The organism is Corynebacterium variabile, from assembly GCF_006539825.1.
GTDB classification, from domain to species: domain Bacteria; phylum Actinomycetota; class Actinomycetes; order Mycobacteriales; family Mycobacteriaceae; genus Corynebacterium; species Corynebacterium variabile.
The window spans coordinates 89,669-105,602 of sequence record NZ_BJNT01000004.1; the positions used below are offsets into that span (position 1 = coordinate 89,669).

General features: G+C 68.2%; 14 protein-coding genes. 9 read left to right on the forward strand and 5 right to left on the reverse strand.

Annotated elements, in window-relative coordinates; all coding sequences use genetic code 11:
• Positions 1-29: 29 nt before the first annotated feature.
• The 3 genes from CVA01_RS02130 to CVA01_RS02140 all read right to left on the reverse strand — a co-directional run bounded on the left by CVA01_RS02130 (position 30) and on the right by CVA01_RS02140 (position 3,449).
• Complete coding sequence (locus CVA01_RS02130; protein ID WP_141328270.1) at positions 30-971, reverse strand: LysR family transcriptional regulator; 942 nt, start codon at positions 969-971, stop codon at positions 30-32.
• A 4-nt stretch (positions 972-975) separates the two neighbouring features.
• A complete protein-coding gene (locus CVA01_RS02135; protein WP_073884574.1) occupies positions 976-2,364 on the reverse strand; it encodes an MFS transporter in 1,389 nt (462 codons plus the stop codon).
• Positions 2,365-2,516: 152 nt separating this feature from the next.
• Complete coding sequence (locus CVA01_RS02140; RefSeq protein WP_244938093.1) at positions 2,517-3,449, reverse strand: LysR family transcriptional regulator; 933 nt, start codon at positions 3,447-3,449, stop codon at positions 2,517-2,519.
• Positions 3,450-3,587: 138 nt separating this feature from the next.
• On the opposite strand from CVA01_RS02140, the gene CVA01_RS02145 reads away from it, so the two are divergent.
• From CVA01_RS02145 to CVA01_RS02170, 6 genes are all read left to right on the forward strand, one after another.
• The gene (locus tag CVA01_RS02145) at positions 3,588-4,937 is read left to right on the forward strand and encodes a flavin-containing monooxygenase (protein ID WP_141328272.1); all 1,350 of its coding nucleotides are present in this window, start codon (positions 3,588-3,590) and stop codon (positions 4,935-4,937) included.
• Between the two features lies 1 nt (position 4,938).
• On the forward strand, positions 4,939-5,343 hold the full coding sequence (locus CVA01_RS02150; RefSeq protein ID WP_073884571.1) for a RidA family protein: 405 nt from the start codon (positions 4,939-4,941) through the stop codon (positions 5,341-5,343).
• Entirely contained in the window at positions 5,344-6,033 is a 690-nt protein-coding gene (locus CVA01_RS02155; protein ID WP_014011171.1) for a DUF1028 domain-containing protein, read from the forward strand.
• A complete protein-coding gene (locus CVA01_RS02160; protein WP_218024552.1) occupies positions 6,026-7,198 on the forward strand; it encodes a M20 family metallopeptidase in 1,173 nt (390 codons plus the stop codon). The genes CVA01_RS02155 and CVA01_RS02160 overlap by 8 nt, the downstream gene beginning before the upstream one ends.
• A 225-nt stretch (positions 7,199-7,423) precedes the next feature.
• The gene (locus CVA01_RS02165) at positions 7,424-8,578 is read left to right on the forward strand and encodes a putative endonuclease domain-containing protein (protein WP_141328274.1); all 1,155 of its coding nucleotides are present in this window, start codon (positions 7,424-7,426) and stop codon (positions 8,576-8,578) included.
• A 158-nt stretch (positions 8,579-8,736) separates the two neighbouring features.
• Positions 8,737-9,606: a hypothetical protein gene (locus tag CVA01_RS02170; RefSeq protein WP_244938094.1), complete on the forward strand. Its 870-nt coding sequence runs from the start codon at positions 8,737-8,739 to the stop codon at positions 9,604-9,606.
• A gap of 159 nt (positions 9,607-9,765) precedes the next feature.
• Here CVA01_RS02170 and CVA01_RS02175 read toward each other — a convergent pair whose 3' ends face one another.
• Both CVA01_RS02175 and CVA01_RS02180 read right to left on the reverse strand, forming a co-directional pair.
• Positions 9,766-11,151 carry an aspartate aminotransferase family protein gene (locus tag CVA01_RS02175; RefSeq protein ID WP_014011167.1) on the reverse strand — a complete coding sequence of 462 codons (1,386 nt, stop codon included), beginning with the start codon at positions 11,149-11,151 and terminating at the stop codon, positions 9,766-9,768.
• On the reverse strand, positions 11,148-11,594 hold the full coding sequence (locus CVA01_RS02180; RefSeq protein WP_014011166.1) for an Lrp/AsnC family transcriptional regulator: 447 nt from the start codon (positions 11,592-11,594) through the stop codon (positions 11,148-11,150). The genes CVA01_RS02175 and CVA01_RS02180 overlap by 4 nt, the downstream gene beginning before the upstream one ends.
• A 209-nt stretch (positions 11,595-11,803) precedes the next feature.
• Between CVA01_RS02180 and CVA01_RS02185 the strand changes: the two genes are divergently transcribed.
• From CVA01_RS02185 to CVA01_RS02195, 3 genes are read left to right on the forward strand one after another with little or no spacing between them, the layout of a single operon-like run.
• Positions 11,804-13,576 (forward strand): amidohydrolase, encoded by a 1,773-nt coding sequence (locus CVA01_RS02185; protein ID WP_244938095.1) that lies wholly within the window; start codon positions 11,804-11,806, stop codon positions 13,574-13,576.
• Positions 13,573-14,751, forward strand: coding sequence for an ABC transporter ATP-binding protein (locus CVA01_RS02190; RefSeq protein WP_307723352.1), 1,179 nt, complete (start codon positions 13,573-13,575; stop codon positions 14,749-14,751). Before CVA01_RS02185 ends, CVA01_RS02190 begins: the two co-directional genes overlap by 4 nt.
• A 1-nt stretch (position 14,752) precedes the next feature.
• Positions 14,753-15,910 (forward strand): polyamine ABC transporter substrate-binding protein, encoded by a 1,158-nt coding sequence (locus CVA01_RS02195; RefSeq protein ID WP_141328278.1) that lies wholly within the window; start codon positions 14,753-14,755, stop codon positions 15,908-15,910.
• The last annotated feature ends 24 nt before the right edge of the window (positions 15,911-15,934 follow it).

Consider the following 15,934-nt stretch of genomic DNA (forward strand, 5'->3'; position numbering starts at 1 on the left):
CCTCAGCCTGCGTGATGCCGACATCGTGTTCACAGCGCGCGGTCTCCGGTGTTGTCGTATCTGACGACGTCGGCCAACACGTCCCGTGCGGCATTGATGAAGGACTGTGCCCGCCGCGTGAGGCGGGACGCCGTCGGGACAAGCGCCACGACATCCAACGGGACGTGCCGGTCAGCCAGCTCGGCTGCGACATACCCGGTGCCTTCGTAACTCACCGAGTGCCGGGTCCGCTGGGTCAGCAGGGAATACCCCAGCCCGCGGGACACGAGCCCACGGATGACCTCGAAGTCGCCGGTCCGGTACCGCACGTCCGGGGTGACGCCCTCTTCCCGGAGGATCGACAGGAAGTACTGGTCGGCAGGCTCGAGGTCGAAGAGGACGAGTGGTTCCTCGGCGAGGTCGGACAGTGCCACATCCCCGGTTCCCACCAACTGATGGTCGGGTGGCAGGAGCACGTACGGCGGGAAGGTGCCGAGTGGCAGCGGCGTCCCCCGTGCAGGGAGGTCGTCCTTGAACGGGTAGTCGTACACGACCAGCAGGTCGAACTTCCCGGTGGCGAATCCCTCCAGCAGCTCACCCCGGGACCCCTCCGCGAAATCCACGGTGAGGTCGGGGTACCGTTCGGCGAAGTCGGCGATGACCTGCGGCAGCAGCAACGGGGCGATCGTGGAGTAGCAGCCGACCGACAGGGTCCCGCTGAGGTCACCGGCGAGGGACCCGGCACTGGACTCCAGGTCGCCGGCGTCACGCAGGAGCGTCCGGGCGCGGCCCAGGACGGTGCGTCCTTCCCCGGTGAGTGACAGTCCGCGCGCATGACGGGTGAAGAGCTTCACGCCGAGCACCCCCTCCAGCTCACCGACCGAGGTCGAGACGGCTGAAGGGGAGAGGTAGAGGAGCTGCGCTGCCGCGGTGATGCTCCCGGCATCGGCGACGGCGGCGAAGTACTCCAACTGGCGCAGGGTGATGTTCACGGACCTACGCTACTGCGGACGACGTCGTGGAGGTTGTGATGGAGGCGGCTTCTTTGTCACCCGGTGCGTGACCGTCGCTGAAGTCGAGGCCCTTCGTCTCCGGGATGGTGGAGACGGTGACCAGGCCGACCAGGGCCACCACCATGAGGGTGAAGGCGGGGACCATGATGTTGTCGGTGACGTCGATGAGCCAGGTATTCACATAGGGCAGGGTGCCGGCGAAGAACGCGCCGGCGACGCTGTACGCCATCGACAGACCGGACTGACGGGTGCGCGTCGGGAACAGCTCGGAGACGGTCGAAGTGTGCGTGCCGAGGATCAACGCCAGGACCGCCGAGAGGATGAAGGTGGAGACGAAGCCGGCCGTCATGGTGCCCTGGTTCATGTACTTGAACATCGGCCAGGACAGGACGAGCAGCAGGACGCCGGCGGTGAGCAGGACCGGCTTGCGTCCCCAACGGTCGGCGGCGAGTCCGGACAGTGGGATGATCACGGCGGCGGTGAGCGAGGCGACCACCGACAGGGTAGCGGCGGTGCCGCCGGACAGCCCGACCGTGTCCTCCTGGTAGGTCAGCAGGTAGGTGAGTACCACGTAGAAGGTGCAGTTCATGAAGATCTCGATGCCGATGGTCTGGAGGAACTGCTTCGGGTTGTTCTTGAAGACCTCCTTGATCGGTGCGGTCGGCAGGTCGTCGGCGGCCTCGAGCTTCTGGTACTCGGGGGTGTCCTCGATCTTCGTCCGGATGATGAAGCCGACGGCGGCGAGCGGGAGGGTCAGCAGGAACGGGATGCGCCAGGCCCAGGAGGTGACGGTGTCGTCGTCGAAGATCCCGAAGAGGACCGCCACTACGCCGGACGCCAGCAGGAACCCGAGCACGGAACCGAACTCGATCCACGAGCAGTTGAACCCGCGGCGGGACGGCCGGGAGTATTCGGCGAGGTACGCGGTGGCGGAACCGAACTCGCCTCCGGCGGCGATGCCCTGGATGATCCGGCCGATGATGAGGAGGACCGGTGCCCAGATGCCGATGGACTCGTAGGACGGGGTAATGCCGAGCATCAGGGTGCCGACCGCCATCATGATGATGACGAGAGACAGGGTCTTCTTGCGGCCGAGGGTGTCTCCGAGGTGACCGAAGATCAGCGAACCGACCGGGCGGAAGAAGAAGGCGATGGCGAAGACACCGAACACCGCCAGCAGGCCGGTGGCACCCTCCTGGTTCGGGAAGAAGACGTCGGAGATGGTGGTCGCCAGGTAGGCGTACACCGCCCAGTCGAACCAGTGGACGAGGACGCCGACCGAGCCGGCGACGATGCTGCGCCGCAGGGTCGTGGAATCCACCGCGTCGGGATCGGTGGTGGGTTTTCTGAGGGTGGGGCCGGGGCTTGCCATGAGGTTCTCCTTGGGGTCTGCCGGGGGTCTGCCAGGGGTCGGCATCTACCGTGACTGCCGCCACAATGACGGGGCAGTGGGAGCAATGCTAAGTTGCTGCACCGCAGGTGAACCATCGCAAATAACAGACGGCCCCTTCGGAGAAATTGACGTCACATGTCCGAAACGGAGGGGCCGTCCTCCGGTAACAGGACCGCCCGGCAGGCGTCCGCGAAGGCCTGCGCCTTGCGGTTGAGTTTCTCGCCGGACCGGTGGGCGACGCCCATGAGCAGGTGCGAGCGGACGCCGGTGACGGGCAACGCCACCAGGCTCAGACCGTCGTTGGTGAGATCGTGGGCGGGGCTCTGGTTGAGGATCGTGTACCCGTGACCACGGGCGACCATGGACCGCACCACCTCGACGCTCCCGAACCGCTGGTGGATCCGCGGACGCAGCCCGGCGTCCCGGAACAGGGAGAGGAAGTAGTTCGTCGACTTGTCCATGTCCAGCAGGATCAGCGGTTGGTCCGCCAGCTCGGCGAGGGTCACCGCGGACCGGGCGGCCAGGGGGGAGTTCTCGGCGACGGCGGCGTAGACCGGCGCCTCGGCCAGGACGTCCACGTCGATGCCGCGGCCGTAATCGAAGGCGTAGGTGAACACGGCGTCCAGTTCCCGCTGGTTGAGGCGGGTCTCGATCTCCGTGGCCGTGACCTCGTGGATCGTGCACTCCACGTCCGGACAGGTGCGCTGAATCTCCTCGAGGATGCCCGGCAGCCAGAACGGGGCGAGGGTGGTGAAGCACCCGACATCCAGAGGGCCGCTGAGATGGTCCGGTCGCAGACAACTCACCGCGTCGTCGGCACTGGCGAGGACCTGCAGTGCGGCGGTGAGGAATGCACCGCCCTGCTCGGTGAGGTGCACGCCCCTGGAACGCTGCCGGATGAACAACGTGGCACCCAGGGAATTCTCCAGCTGGTGGACCGCGCTGGAGACGGCGGACTGTGCGACGTAGAGATCCTCCGAGGCCGCGGTCATCGACCCGAGTTCGGCGACCCGGACGAAGTACCGGAGCTGGGTGAGGGTGAAGGGGGGTGCTGCTGACGGCACGGTGGACCTCCGGCGTCGGTCGGACCGACGCATCAAATGTTTCGGTGATGTGTAGGTGGATCTTACATCGTTTTTTCAGATCCAGATCTTCGGGAGAAGATGTTTGAACCGGCGCACCAGTGGTCTGAGACTTGCACCATGACTCCCACCAACATCCCCACCTCCACCGAGGTCCTCGTCATCGGTGCCGGCCAGTCCGGCGTCGCGACCAGCGAACACCTCACCGCGGCAGGTATCGACCACCTGGTCCTGGAACGTGACCGTATCGCCGAGAAATGGCGCACCGGTCGCTGGGACTCCCTCTGCGCCAACGGCCCTGCATGGCATGATCGCTTCCCGGGCCTCACCTTCGACGCCCCTACCGCCTCCGGCGCCACCGCAGAAGACGGCGAGTCCTTCGTCCACCATGACCGCGTCGCGCAGTACTTCGAGGACTACGCCGCCCTCCACAACGCCCCGGTGCAGACCGGTGTGGAGGTCGTCGAGCTGGTGAAGAACCCGGGCGCGCCGGGCTACCTCGCCACCGTGCGTCCCACCGGCTCCACCGACCCGGCAGAGCAGCAGACCATCGCCGCGACCTACGTGGTCTCCGCGACCGGCCCGTTCCAGACCCCGGTCATTCCGCCGGTCATCCCCGCGGCCGTGGCGGAGGAGAAGGGCATCACCCAGATCCACTCCGCGGACTACGACAACCCGGAACAGCTGGCAGAGGGTGGTGTCCTCGTCATCGGTGCCGGATCCTCCGGTCTGCAGATCGCCGTCGAACTCAACAGGGCCGGACGCGACGTGACCCTTGCCGTCGGTGCCCACGACCGCCCACCGCGGCGCTACCGCGGACGCGACAACGTGTGGTGGCTCGGCGTCCTCGGCAAGTGGGACATGGCCGCACCACCGGTCGGTGCCGAGCACGTCACCATCGCCGTGACCGGCGCCGACGGCGGCTTCACCGTCGACTTCCGTGACCTCGCCGCCGATGGTATCCACCTCACCGGTCGTGCGGAGACCTGCGACGCAGACGGCGTCCTGCACTTCCGCGGTGACCTCGCCGACAACATCCACGCCGGTGACCGCAACCTGCTGGAACTCTTCGCCGAGGCGGACGCCTACATCGAGGCCAACGGCCTGGACCTGCCCGAGGAGCCGGAGGCGTGGGTGCTCGGCCCCGATCCGGCCGACGCCACCGACCCGACCCTGGAGATGGACCTCGCTGCGGCCGGCATCACGACCGTCATCTGGGCGACCGGTTACGGAGTCGACTACTCGTGGCTGCACATCGACGGTGCCCTCGATACGGCCGGACGCCCCGCCCACCAGCGTGGCGTCACCGCTGCCCCGGGCTTCTACTACGTCGGCCTGCCGTGGCTGTCGCGCCGCGGCTCCAGTTTCATCTGGGGTTGCTGGCATGACGCGAAGTACGTCGTCGACGAGATCCAGATCCAGCGCGGCTACGCCGCCTACACGCCCGCTACCGCTATCCAGGAGAACTGACATGAAGCACACCCGTATCCGCCCCTTCAACACCGCCGACACCTACCCCGAGCAGAACCTCGACAACGACCTCTGCCAGGCCGTCGTCGCCAACGGCGTCGTCTACCTGCGCGGGCAGATCGGCCAGGACCTCGACACCCGTGAGAACGTCGGCGTCGGTGACGTCGAGGCACAGGCGGAGAAGGCGATGGCGAACATCGCCATGCTCATGGACGAGGCAGGCGGCACTCTCGAAGACATCGTCAAGGTCACCGTCTACCTCACCGACATCCGCTTCCGCGAGCCCGTCTACCGCGTCATGGGGCGCTGGCTCAAGGGCGTCCACCCGGTCTCCACCGGCATCGTCATCTCCGCCCTGGCCCGCCCGGAATGGCTCGTCGAGATCGACGCGACGGCGGTGCTGTAGATGACCTTCTCCATCATCGCCCGCGAGACGGCTGCAGACGGCACGGTGGCCTTCGGCATGGCCGTGAGCTCCTCCTCGCCGGCCGTCGCCGCCCGCTGCCTGCACCTGCGCTGCGGGGTCGGTGTGGTCGCGTCCCAGAACATCACCGACCCGCGCTTCGGGCCGTTCCTGCTGGACGCGCTGGCCTCCGGCGCGTCCGCCGACGAGGCTCTGGCCACCCTCGCCGACCGGGACGCCACCCTCGACTACCGCCAGCTCAGCCTCCTCGGGGCCACGGGGCCGGGCGTGGCCCGCTCCGGCCCGCACACCCTCGGCACCTACGCTTCGGCGGTGGGGGAGGACGCCGTGTGCGCCGGCAACATGCTCGCCTCCACCGAGGTGCCGTCCGTGATGCTCGCAGCCTTCGACGCGGCTGCGTCCTCCGGCGTCGACCTGGAGAACCGCCTGCTCGCCGCGATGCAGGCCGGTCTCGCAGCCGGCGGTGAGGCAGGGCCGGTGCACTCCGCGGGGCTGGCCGTCGTCCGCTCCGCCGGATGGGTCGAGACCGACCTGCGCGTCGACTGGTCGGAGACTCCGCTGGAGGACCTTGCGGACCTGCTGGAGGTCTGGTTGCCACAGCGTGACGACTACGTCACCCGCGGCATCGACCCGGCGTCCTCCCCGTCCTACGGGGTGCCCGGCGATGAGTGACGCCGTCGATCTCAAGCCTGTGCTGCAGGCGCGCATCAGCGAGCTGCACCCGTCGCTGGTGGAACTGTCGGAGTGGCTGCACGCCCATCCGGAAACCGCGTGGAAGGAACACGAATCCGCTGCGAAGTGTGCGTCCTCCCTGCGTGAGCATGGTTTCGCCGTGGAGGAGAACTTCGTCGGTCTGGACACCGCCTTCCACGCCGTGGCGGGGAACGGTCCGCTGCGCATTGGGCTGATGGCCGAGTACGACGCCCTGCCGAACATCGGCCACGCCTGCGGGCACAACCTCATCGCCACGATGTCGCTGGGTGCCGCGGTCGCACTGGCGTCGGTCGCTGACGAGCTCGGCATCACCGTCGAGGTCTTCGGGACTCCCGCCGAGGAAGGTGGCGGCGGCAAGATCGAGATGCTTGACCGTGGGGCCTTCGACGGCCTGGACTTCGCGATGATGGTGCACCCCGCGCCGGTGGACGTCGTCCGTGCCCGGCCGTTCGCGGTGGAGCACTGGGAGATCACCTTCACCGGCCGTGCCTCCCACGCAGGGTCGTACCCGACGCAGGGTGTGAATGCTGCGGATGCCTTCACGGTCTCCGAGGTGGCGATCGGTCTGCTGCGTCAGCAGTTGCCGTCGACCGTGCGGGTGCACGGCATCGTCACCCACGCCGGCGACGCCCCGAATGCGATCCCCGGTCACACCCGGGGACGCTGGTACGTCCGCGCCGGGACGATGGCGGAACTCGAGGAGACCGCAGCCAAGGTCAAGCGGTGTTTCGAGGCCGGGGCCCTGGCGACCGGATGCTCCGTGGGGATCATCGACGAGTCGAAGCCCTACTCCGACATGCGCACCAACGAGGACGCCCTGGCGTTCTACCGCGCCAATGCGCTCGCACTGGGCCGCGAGTTGCATGTCGAGGGTGGTGAGCACGGTGAGGGTGACCCTGCCGCGGACATGTGCCGCGCCTCGACCGATTTCGCGAATGTCTCCTGGGCGGTGCCGGCGATCCACCCGTACATCGGGGTGGACTCGTTCCCGGTGCTCAACCATCAGGCGGAGTTTGCGGACGCCTGCGTCGGTCCCGTGGCGGAGAAGTCACTGCTGGACGGTGCGACGGCGATGGCCTGGACCGCGGTGGACATGGCGCGGTCGCTGGCTTCTGCGTCCTGACCGGCGTCCTGACCGGCACCGCGCCTTCGCTGCGATGTCCGCATCGCGCAGCGTGAGGCTGCTCCGACCCCCTCGCCAACGACCTCAGCCTGCGTGATGCGGACATGGTGGCCGGGGTCCTCCCCAGGGCAGCGTCCTGAAGGTATTGTCGGGAAACGCACTGCCCCGGGGGGCGGGGCGGGCGCCGCGGGGAGGCCGCGGGGGATCACAGGGAGGGACAACACTATGGCGCATGTTGTCCGGCAATTGCCGGCGCACATCATCGAGGCACAGGAGAACGGCCTGCACACAGCAGGAAGAGGTCCCTGGTACTGCACCAGAATCCTGCCCGATCACCTACCGGTCCGCAGGCAGGACCTGCTCGCTTCGGGCACGACAAGGTGGGTTGTCGACCGTGACTGGACCCAGGTCGCGGACGGGATGATGGTGGAGAATACGTGTCTGCCCGGTCTTGCCGACGCCCGCGACCTCGGAGCATTCCCCGCGTGCATGGTCACCCGGGTCCGCGCGCTGCATCAGCTGCACCCGACCTTCATCGTCTCCGGCTGGGCGGCAGCCCCGTTCCACGGTCTCCTCTACTGGGCGGATTCGGCGGCCGTGCTTCTCCTGGCGGAAGGTCGGTCCAACGGCTCCGACCGCACGGAGACTGCGAAGGGGAGTCCGCTGAGTCCGGCGATCAGACCGCTGCCGCCGGGCTTCGACCTGGAGCGGGACACCATTGCCCCTGATCCGCTCTGCCCGCAGATGCGCGTGGTCACGGCGCCGGTGGCGCTCGCCCAGTGCCTGCGGTCGGTCCTGTCCGGTAAGCACGGGTGGCCGGTGGTGGAGGTTGACGGTCTCACCGACCGGCAGGTTCGCGCCGTGCAGCTGATCGACGCCTTCGCCCAGTGTTCGACCGTGACCTGGAACCAGTTGGAGGACGCCGCGACCGGTCTGATCTCCCGCAGGGAACTACGGCGGCTCAGTCGCCTCGTGGCGGCGGGAGCGGAGTCGCCGAGGGAGACCGAGCTCCGACTGATGGTCCGGGATCTGCTCCCGGCCGGGCACCGGTGGGAGACACAGGTGGAGGTGGGCTACCGGGAGGAGACGTCGTGGGGCGGGACGCGTGACCGGACGACCTTCTTCGACATCGGCTGCCGCAGTCTGCGGATCGGGCTCTACTACGACGGGAAGCACCATGATGAGGAGGGGCAGGTGGAGAAGGATTTCGAGCAGCTGCAGGATCTCACTGACGGGGAGTGGATCGTGGTGCGGGTGAACCGGACGCTGATGAAGAACCGTCCGAAGCTGATGCGGCAGCTGCACAATGCGATCGCCCGGGCCGTCGCCGCGCGGCAGGCTGCGGCGGCTGCGCAGACTGCGGCGCAGGCTTCGAAGTGATGTCCGCATCGCGCAGTGTGAGGCTGCTCTGACCCCCTCGCCGACGACCTCAGCCTGCGTGATGCCGACATCGCAAGGCGGGACTGCTGAGGTAGGCCACAGAGAAGGATCTGTCCCTCCGGCCCGCGAACCCACGTCCTTCGCGATACGCTGAATCCATGACCTCGCCACGCAACGCCCGACGTTCGGCCCTCACCTTCGGCATCCTCGGTGCCCTCGGCGCGTCCACCGTTGTCGCTCTCGCGCCGACCGCAGCCGCCGCACCTGTTCCGCGTCAGGACGGCAGTGGGCACGTCGTCGCCCCCGCGCGGACCCAGGTCACCGTCGCACACTCGGCGACCGGTTTCCGTGCCGGCACGGCCAACCAGCATGAGTCCCGTCCGGCACTGTCGATCGTCAAGCTCTACATCGCGGACTACGTCTTCGCCCACGGCTCCGCGGCCGACAAGGCGGACGCCACCCGCATGCTCCAGGTCTCCGACGACAACATCGCGTCCCGGCTCTATGCGAAGTACCCGCAGTCGATCTCCACGACCGCGAACGCCTACGGCCTCAATGACACCCACGATCCCGGCTTCTGGGGAAACTCCACCACCTCCACCGCCGATTCGGTGACCTACCTGGAGGCGAAGAAGCGTCAGGATCCGGGCTCCCCGGTGCTCGCCGCCCTGGCCAGTGCCTCCCCGGTCGCAGCCGACGGGATGCGCCAGGACTACGGCACCGCCGTGCTGCCGGGCGTCATCGGCACGAAGTGGGGCTGGTCGGACGACCGGACCTCGTTCACCGCCTCGGCGTCCTACGGTGTGGACTTCTCGGTGGCCGCCCAGACGAACGGGCCTGCCGCTCAGCTGACCGGCGATGTGGTGGACGCTTTCAGGCCGTCCGCGCCCTCACCGGCACCGGCGCCCACGCCGAGCATCCCCGGCATCCCGGGGCTGCCTGATCTGCAGCTCCCGGACCTGCCCGCACTCCCGGCCCTGCCGGAGATGCCGCCGATGCCGGCGCTGCCGGCGCTGCCGTTCCCCTGACGGTGACGCGCTGACCCCCATGTCGGCATCACGCAGCGTGAGGCCGTTCTGACCCCTCGTCAGCGACCTCAGGCTGCGCGTTGCGGACATCCTTCCCGCAGTGGGGACGCAGCGGGGGACGCAGCGGCGACGAACGCAGGACGCCGCCCCACTGAACCCCTACAGCAGCTCCTGCGCCTGGGTCAGCACCGAGCGCAGGATCGCCTCCATCTCCTCGAACTCCGCCGGGCCACAGGTCAGGGGAGGGGAGAGCTGGATCACTGGATCACCGCGGTCGTCGGCGCGGCAGTACAGGCCCTCCTCCCACAGCTTGTTGGTGACGAAGCCCTTGAGGATCCGCTCCGATTCCTCATCAGTGAACGACTCCTTCGTGGCCTTGTCCTTCACCAGCTCGATGCCGTAGAAGTAGCCCTCGCCGCGCACATCGCCGACGATGTCCAGGGCGAGAAGCTTCTCCAGGGTGGAACGGAACGCCGGCGCATTCTCCTGCACCCGGTCATTGAGTCCTTCACGCTCGAAGATGTCGAGGTTGGTCATCGCCACCGCACAGGCCACAGGATGCCCGCCGAAGGTGTAGCCGTGGCCGAAGGTCTCGCCGCCGCGTCCGAAAGGCTCGAAGAGGCGGTCGGACGCGATCATCGCGCCCAGCGGCGCGTAACCACTGGTCAGGCCCTTGGCGCAGGTGATGATGTCCGGCACGTAGCCGAAGTCGTTGCAGGCGAACATCGAGCCGACGCGTCCGAAGGCGCAGATGGTCTCATCGGAGACGAGCAGCACGTCGTACTCATCACAGATCTCCCGGACCCGCTCGAAGTAGCCGGGCGGCGGCGGGAAACAGCCACCGGCGTTCTGCACCGGCTCGAGGAAGACGGCGGCGACGGAGTCCGCGCCCTCGAAGAGGATCTGTTCCTCGATACGGTCGGCGGCCCAGCGTCCGAAGGCCTTCTCGTCGCCGTCGAAGCGCGCGTCCGCCCGGTAGAAGTTGGTGTTCGGTACCTTCAGCGCGCCGGGCACCAGCGGTTCGAACTGGTTGCGCAGGCCGGGCAGGCTGGTGATGGTCAGCGCGCCGTGCGGGGTGCCGTGGTAGGCGACGGCACGGGAGATGACCTTGTGCTTGCCGGGCTTTCCCTGCAGCTTGAAGAAGTTCTTCGCCAGCTTGAAGGCGGACTCCACCGAGTCGCCGCCACCTGAGGTGAAGAAGACGCGGTTGAGGTCGCCGGGAGCGTAGCCGGCCAGGCGTTCCGCGAGCTGCACGGCGGGCTCGTGGGCGTAGGACCACAGCGGCATGAAGCCGAGTTTCTTCGACTGCTCGTAGGCGGTCTGCGCGATCTCCTCGCGTCCGTGACCGACCTGGACGACGAACAGTCCTGCGAGGCCGTCGATGTACCCGCGGCCGGCGTCGTCGTAGATGTGGTGTCCCTCGCCGCGGGTGATGACGGGTGTGGTCCCGCCTTCGAAGAGGTGCTTGTGGTTGGCCATGTGCATCCACAGATGGTCGCGGATGCCGTCCTGTGTGGTGGCGGGCGTGGTGGTCGGTGATGTCATCGTGTTCCCCAGTTGTAGGTTTCGTTCCTGATGTCGAGGTAGGTCATGGTCTCGGTCTCGCGGACGCCGGGCGTGGCGCGGATCGTGTCGACCAGGTTGAGCAGTTCGTGGTCGTCGGCGCAGACGACCTCCACGAGGAGGTCGTAGACGCCGGCGGTCACCACGACGTAGGACGCCGCGGACAGCTCGGCGAGGGCGTCTGCGACCGGGCTGACGGGTCCGGTGGTGCGGACGCCGATCATCGCCTGCCGCAGGAACCCGAGCTGTCCGGGGTCGGTGACGGCGACGATCTGCATCGCCCCGGAGTCGATGAGCCGGGAGACGCGTTGCCGTGCGGCGCCCTCGGACAGGCCGACGGAGCGGGCGATGTCGGCGTACGAGCGGCGTCCGTCGTGCTGCAGCAGCTCGATGATCTGCTTGGATGTGGGGTCCAGTTCGGTCATGGGTGTCCTCCTCGGCTCACTTGCCGACTCTACTGATTCCGTCGTCGGGGGTGTGTCTGGGTGTGGTTTCAGTTGTTAACTGCCCGTTAATTGACGGTTTCAGGTATTCCGTTCCATGGCGGAACAACGTACGGTGTCTTAAAACGAACGTCATTCGTGACGTGCGCCACTATCCATGGCCCACCGCCCCCGACCGACGAGGAGATCCCGTGAACGTCCCCGGCGACAGCTTCACCATCGTCAACGCCACCATCTTCGACGGACATGAGGTGCTGGACGCCGACACCCTCACCGTCACCGACGGCGTCCTCACCGCTGTGGGTGCCGGTGTAGGCACCGAGCCCCACCGCATCATCGACGCGGCCGGCGGTCTCGTCACCCCCGGCTTCGTCGACGCCCACGCCCATCCGGTCTTCGCCGGGGTCGAGGCGCTCGCCCTCGACCTCACCGGCGCCGCGGACGCGGACGAGACCCTCGCGCTCATCAGTGCTGCACTGGAGGACGGTGGACAGACCGACACCTGGCTCACCGGCGGCGGCTGGTCCATGTCCGACTTCCCGGGCGGCGCCCCCACCGCCGCCCAGCTCGACGCCCTGTGCGCCGAGGTCGGCGTCGACCGTCCGATCCAGCTCGCCAGCGCCGACCACCACTCCACCTGGGTCAACACCCGCGCCCTGAAGATCGCCGGGATCGCCGGTGCGGACGGGGCGGCCACGGAGTCCCCCGCCGGCGGCGTCATCGACCGGGACGCCGACGGCCACCCCACCGGCACCCTCCACGAGTCCGCCGTCGACCTCGTCGGCGTCCATGTCCCCACCGAGACCCCGGAGCAGCTGCGCGCCGGGATCCTGGAGGGTCAGCGCCGGATGCACGAGGTCGGCGTCACCGGCTGGATCGACGCCATCGTCGGCGAGTACCTCGGCCACGGCGACAACTTCCACGCCTATCTCGACGCCGAGGCCGAGGGCGTGCTCACCGCCGAGGTCACCGGGTCACTGTGGTGGGGACGCGACATCGCCGACCCCGTCGCCGAAGCAGCGCGCCTCAAGGATCTGAAGGCGCAGGCCGGGGACGGACCCCGCTTCCGGGCGACGAACGTGAAGTTCATGCTCGACGGCATCGTCGAGTCCCTCACCGCCGCCGTCACCGAGCCCTACCTCGAGCCCGGCGCAGAGCCCGCACACCACTGCACCTGCGAGGCCTACGTCGACGGTCCCGGCCACAACCACGGCCACAACCACGGCCACAACCACGGCACCAGCTACTTCACCGCCGACCACCTCGCGGCGTCCGTCGCTGCGGTGCAGGACGCCGGTTTCGACGCACACTTCCACGCCATCGGGGACGCCGCGGTCCACGGTGCCCTCGGCGCTCTTGCCGCGGCACAGGATGACGCAGCGAACACAGACACCCGCCGCCACATCGCCCACCTGCAGCTCGTCGACCCCACCGACATCCCCCGCTTCGCCGACCTCGGCGTCACCGCGAACCTGCAGGCCCTCTGGGCGCACTACGACGAGCAGCTCGTCGACCTCAACCTCCCGGTCCTCGGCGCCGGACGCGAGGGGTGGCTCTACCCCTTCGGGGATCTGGCCCGCGCCGGGGCATCTTTCGCGATGGGGTCGGACTGGCCGGTGAGCAGCCCGGACCCGTGGGAGGCGATCCACGTCGCCGTGAACCGCACCCACCCCGACGGGGCCCGCGACGTGCCACTCGGCACGGGCCAGAACCTCGACGTCCTCACCTGCCTGCGGGCGTACACCAGCGGGTCGGCGCACCTCGCCCGGACCCGCACCGCAGGACGCATGGTCGTCGGCGCACCCGCCGACCTGGCCCTGGCGTCCTCGGACCCCTTCGAGCTGGAGCGCACCGATCCCGGTGCGCTGCACACCGTCACCACCACATTCACCGTGGCCGCCGGCCGCATCGTCCATGACCGGACCGAATCCGCCCGACCCGAATCCGCCCAGGAGGCACTGTGACCACTCCGACCACTCCGACCGCCGTGACCAGCCACCGGACCGGCACCGACGCCGGCGGCGGCATCACCCTGCGTGGACTCAGGAAGTCCTACGGTGCCCACGAGGCCATCAAACGCCTCGACCTGGACGTCCGTCCCGGGGAGTTCCTCTCCCTGCTCGGCCCCTCCGGCTGCGGTAAGACCACCCTGCTGCGCATGATCGCCGGCTTCGAGGAGCCCACCGACGGGGAGATCCTCCTCGACGGGGCGGACCTCACCGTCCTGCCGCCGTACAAGCGCCCGGTGAACACCGTCTTCCAGTCCTACGCCCTGTTCCCTCACATGACCGTCGCCGAGAACGTCGCCTACGGACTCAAGCGGGCGAAGGTGCCCAAGAAGGAGATCGGGGCGCGCGTCCTCGAGGCCCTGCAGATGGTGCGGATGGACGGCTTCGCCGACCGCCGCCCCGACATGCTCTCCGGCGGTCAGCAGCAGCGCGTCGCCCTGGCCCGCGCCCTGGTCAACCGCCCCCGCGTCCTCCTGCTCGACGAACCGATGAGTGCCCTGGACCGCAAGCTGCGCGAGGAAATGCAGCTGGAGCTCATCCGGCTGCACACCGAACTCGGCCTGACCTTCATCTTCGTCACCCACGACCAGGAGGAGGCGCTGGCGATGAGTGACCGGATCGTCGTCCTCAACGACGGCGTCGTCCAGCAGCTCGGCGAGGCCGAGGAGATCTACGGCAGCCCCGCCAACACCTTCGTCGCCGGGTTCATCGGCAAGCAGAACTTCTACGAGGTGTCCCTCGACGGCCGGACCGGCGAGAACGGTGACCCGTGGCTGTCCAACGAGAGTTTCGTCGTCGAGGCCCCCGCCGCGGAGGCCGAGGGCTACACCAGCGACGACACGCTCCTCGCCGCCATCCGTCCGGAGTCGATGAGCATCGCCCCCGTGCCGCCGGGCACCGAGATCGGCAGCGCCGAGCCGCCGAACCGCTCCGTGGCCCGGGTCGTCGGCGAGTCCTTCCTCGGCGATGTCGTCCAGTACCTGCTCCACTCCTACATCGGTCGTGAGCTCATCGCCCGCGTCCCCAGTGTCAACGCCCCGGACGTGCACGAAGGCGACCTCGCGGAGATCAGCTGGCCGACCGAGGCCGTCCAGCTCTTCCCGGCCGACGGTATCAACGGGAGGGTCTGACATGCCCGGCCAGTCCGTCAAGATGCTCGGGACGCCACAGTCCCTCAACAACCTCTCGCGCCGCAGCATGCTCATCGGCATGGCGGTCTCCGGCGTCGCCCTGCTCGCGTCCTGCGGTCAGGGGTCCGGCAAGGTCGCCGCGAACATCGCCCCCGACGGCAAGCTCGAGGACCGGGTGAACATCTACTCCTGGGGAGACTACGACGACCCCGAGCTGCTCAGCGACTTCAAGAAGAAGTTCGGCACCATCGTCCAGGCCGACGCCTACGGCTCCAACGAGGAGATGATCGCCAAACTCGCCGCCTCCCGCGGCACCTCGGGATACGACCTCATCGTCCCCACCGGCCTGATGATCCCGCAGATGGTCGAGCACCGGCTCATCCAGGAGCTCGACCACTCGCTCATCCCCAACCTCGACACCCTCGACGGCAACTTCACCGACCAGTACTTCGACCCGGGTAACCGGTACTCCGTGTGCAAGGCATGGGGCACCACCGGCTTCGTCTACGACAAGGTCAGGCACACCGGCAGCTACACCAGCTGGTCGGACTTCCTCGACCTTGCCGCGACCGAGGCGTCCGGCCGCACCGCCGTGCTGGAGGACGCCTGGGAGGTCACCTCCATCGCCCTCGGTCACCTCGGCGAGAACATGAACACCGAGGACGCTGCGGTCCTCCGCGACGCCCGGAACCTCATCGTCAACGACCTGGCCCCGCACATCCGGGCCTATGTCGGCAATGCGGCCACCGCCATGAGCCAGGGCTCGTTCAGCCTGATGCAGGCCTTCCACGGGGACGCCCGGCAGGGCATCCTCGACGCCGACGACCCCGACCGCTGGGAGTTCGTCTTCCCGACCCCTTCGGCGAACCTGTGGATGGACAACTGGTGCATCGCCACCGGCGCCCAGCACCCGGACGCCGCCCACAAGTTCATCGACTGGATCATCGCTGAGGACCAGGCGCTCGTCGAGTGCGACTACATCGGCTACCCCACCGGCTCGAAGGTCTTCCTCGACACCTCGGTGGAGGAGGAGTTCGACCTGCCGGAACTGATCTTCCCGACCCAGGAGGTCCTCGACCGCCTCACCGCCTCCGAGTTCAAGGGCATGGAGGCCCGCACGAACATCCTCACCGACGCCCAGGCCCGCAGTGGCGTCTAGAGCGAGTTCCCAGGAGACACATCC

Coding starts and splice junctions, on each gene's coding strand:
- CVA01_RS02135 (WP_073884574.1), bottom strand. CDS start 2,364: ATGGCAAGCCCCGGCCCCACCCTCAGAAAACCCACCACCGATCCCGAC.
- CVA01_RS02145 (WP_141328272.1), top strand. CDS start 3,588: ATGACTCCCACCAACATCCCCACCTCCACCGAGGTCCTCGTCATCGGT.
- CVA01_RS02150 (WP_073884571.1), top strand. CDS start 4,939: ATGAAGCACACCCGTATCCGCCCCTTCAACACCGCCGACACCTACCCC.
- CVA01_RS02155 (WP_014011171.1), top strand. CDS start 5,344: ATGACCTTCTCCATCATCGCCCGCGAGACGGCTGCAGACGGCACGGTG.
- CVA01_RS02160 (WP_218024552.1), top strand. CDS start 6,026: ATGAGTGACGCCGTCGATCTCAAGCCTGTGCTGCAGGCGCGCATCAGC.
- CVA01_RS02165 (WP_141328274.1), top strand. CDS start 7,424: ATGGCGCATGTTGTCCGGCAATTGCCGGCGCACATCATCGAGGCACAG.
- CVA01_RS02170 (WP_244938094.1), top strand. CDS start 8,737: ATGACCTCGCCACGCAACGCCCGACGTTCGGCCCTCACCTTCGGCATC.
- CVA01_RS02175 (WP_014011167.1), bottom strand. CDS start 11,151: ATGACATCACCGACCACCACGCCCGCCACCACACAGGACGGCATCCGC.
- CVA01_RS02180 (WP_014011166.1), bottom strand. CDS start 11,594: ATGACCGAACTGGACCCCACATCCAAGCAGATCATCGAGCTGCTGCAG.
- CVA01_RS02195 (WP_141328278.1), top strand. CDS start 14,753: ATGCCCGGCCAGTCCGTCAAGATGCTCGGGACGCCACAGTCCCTCAAC.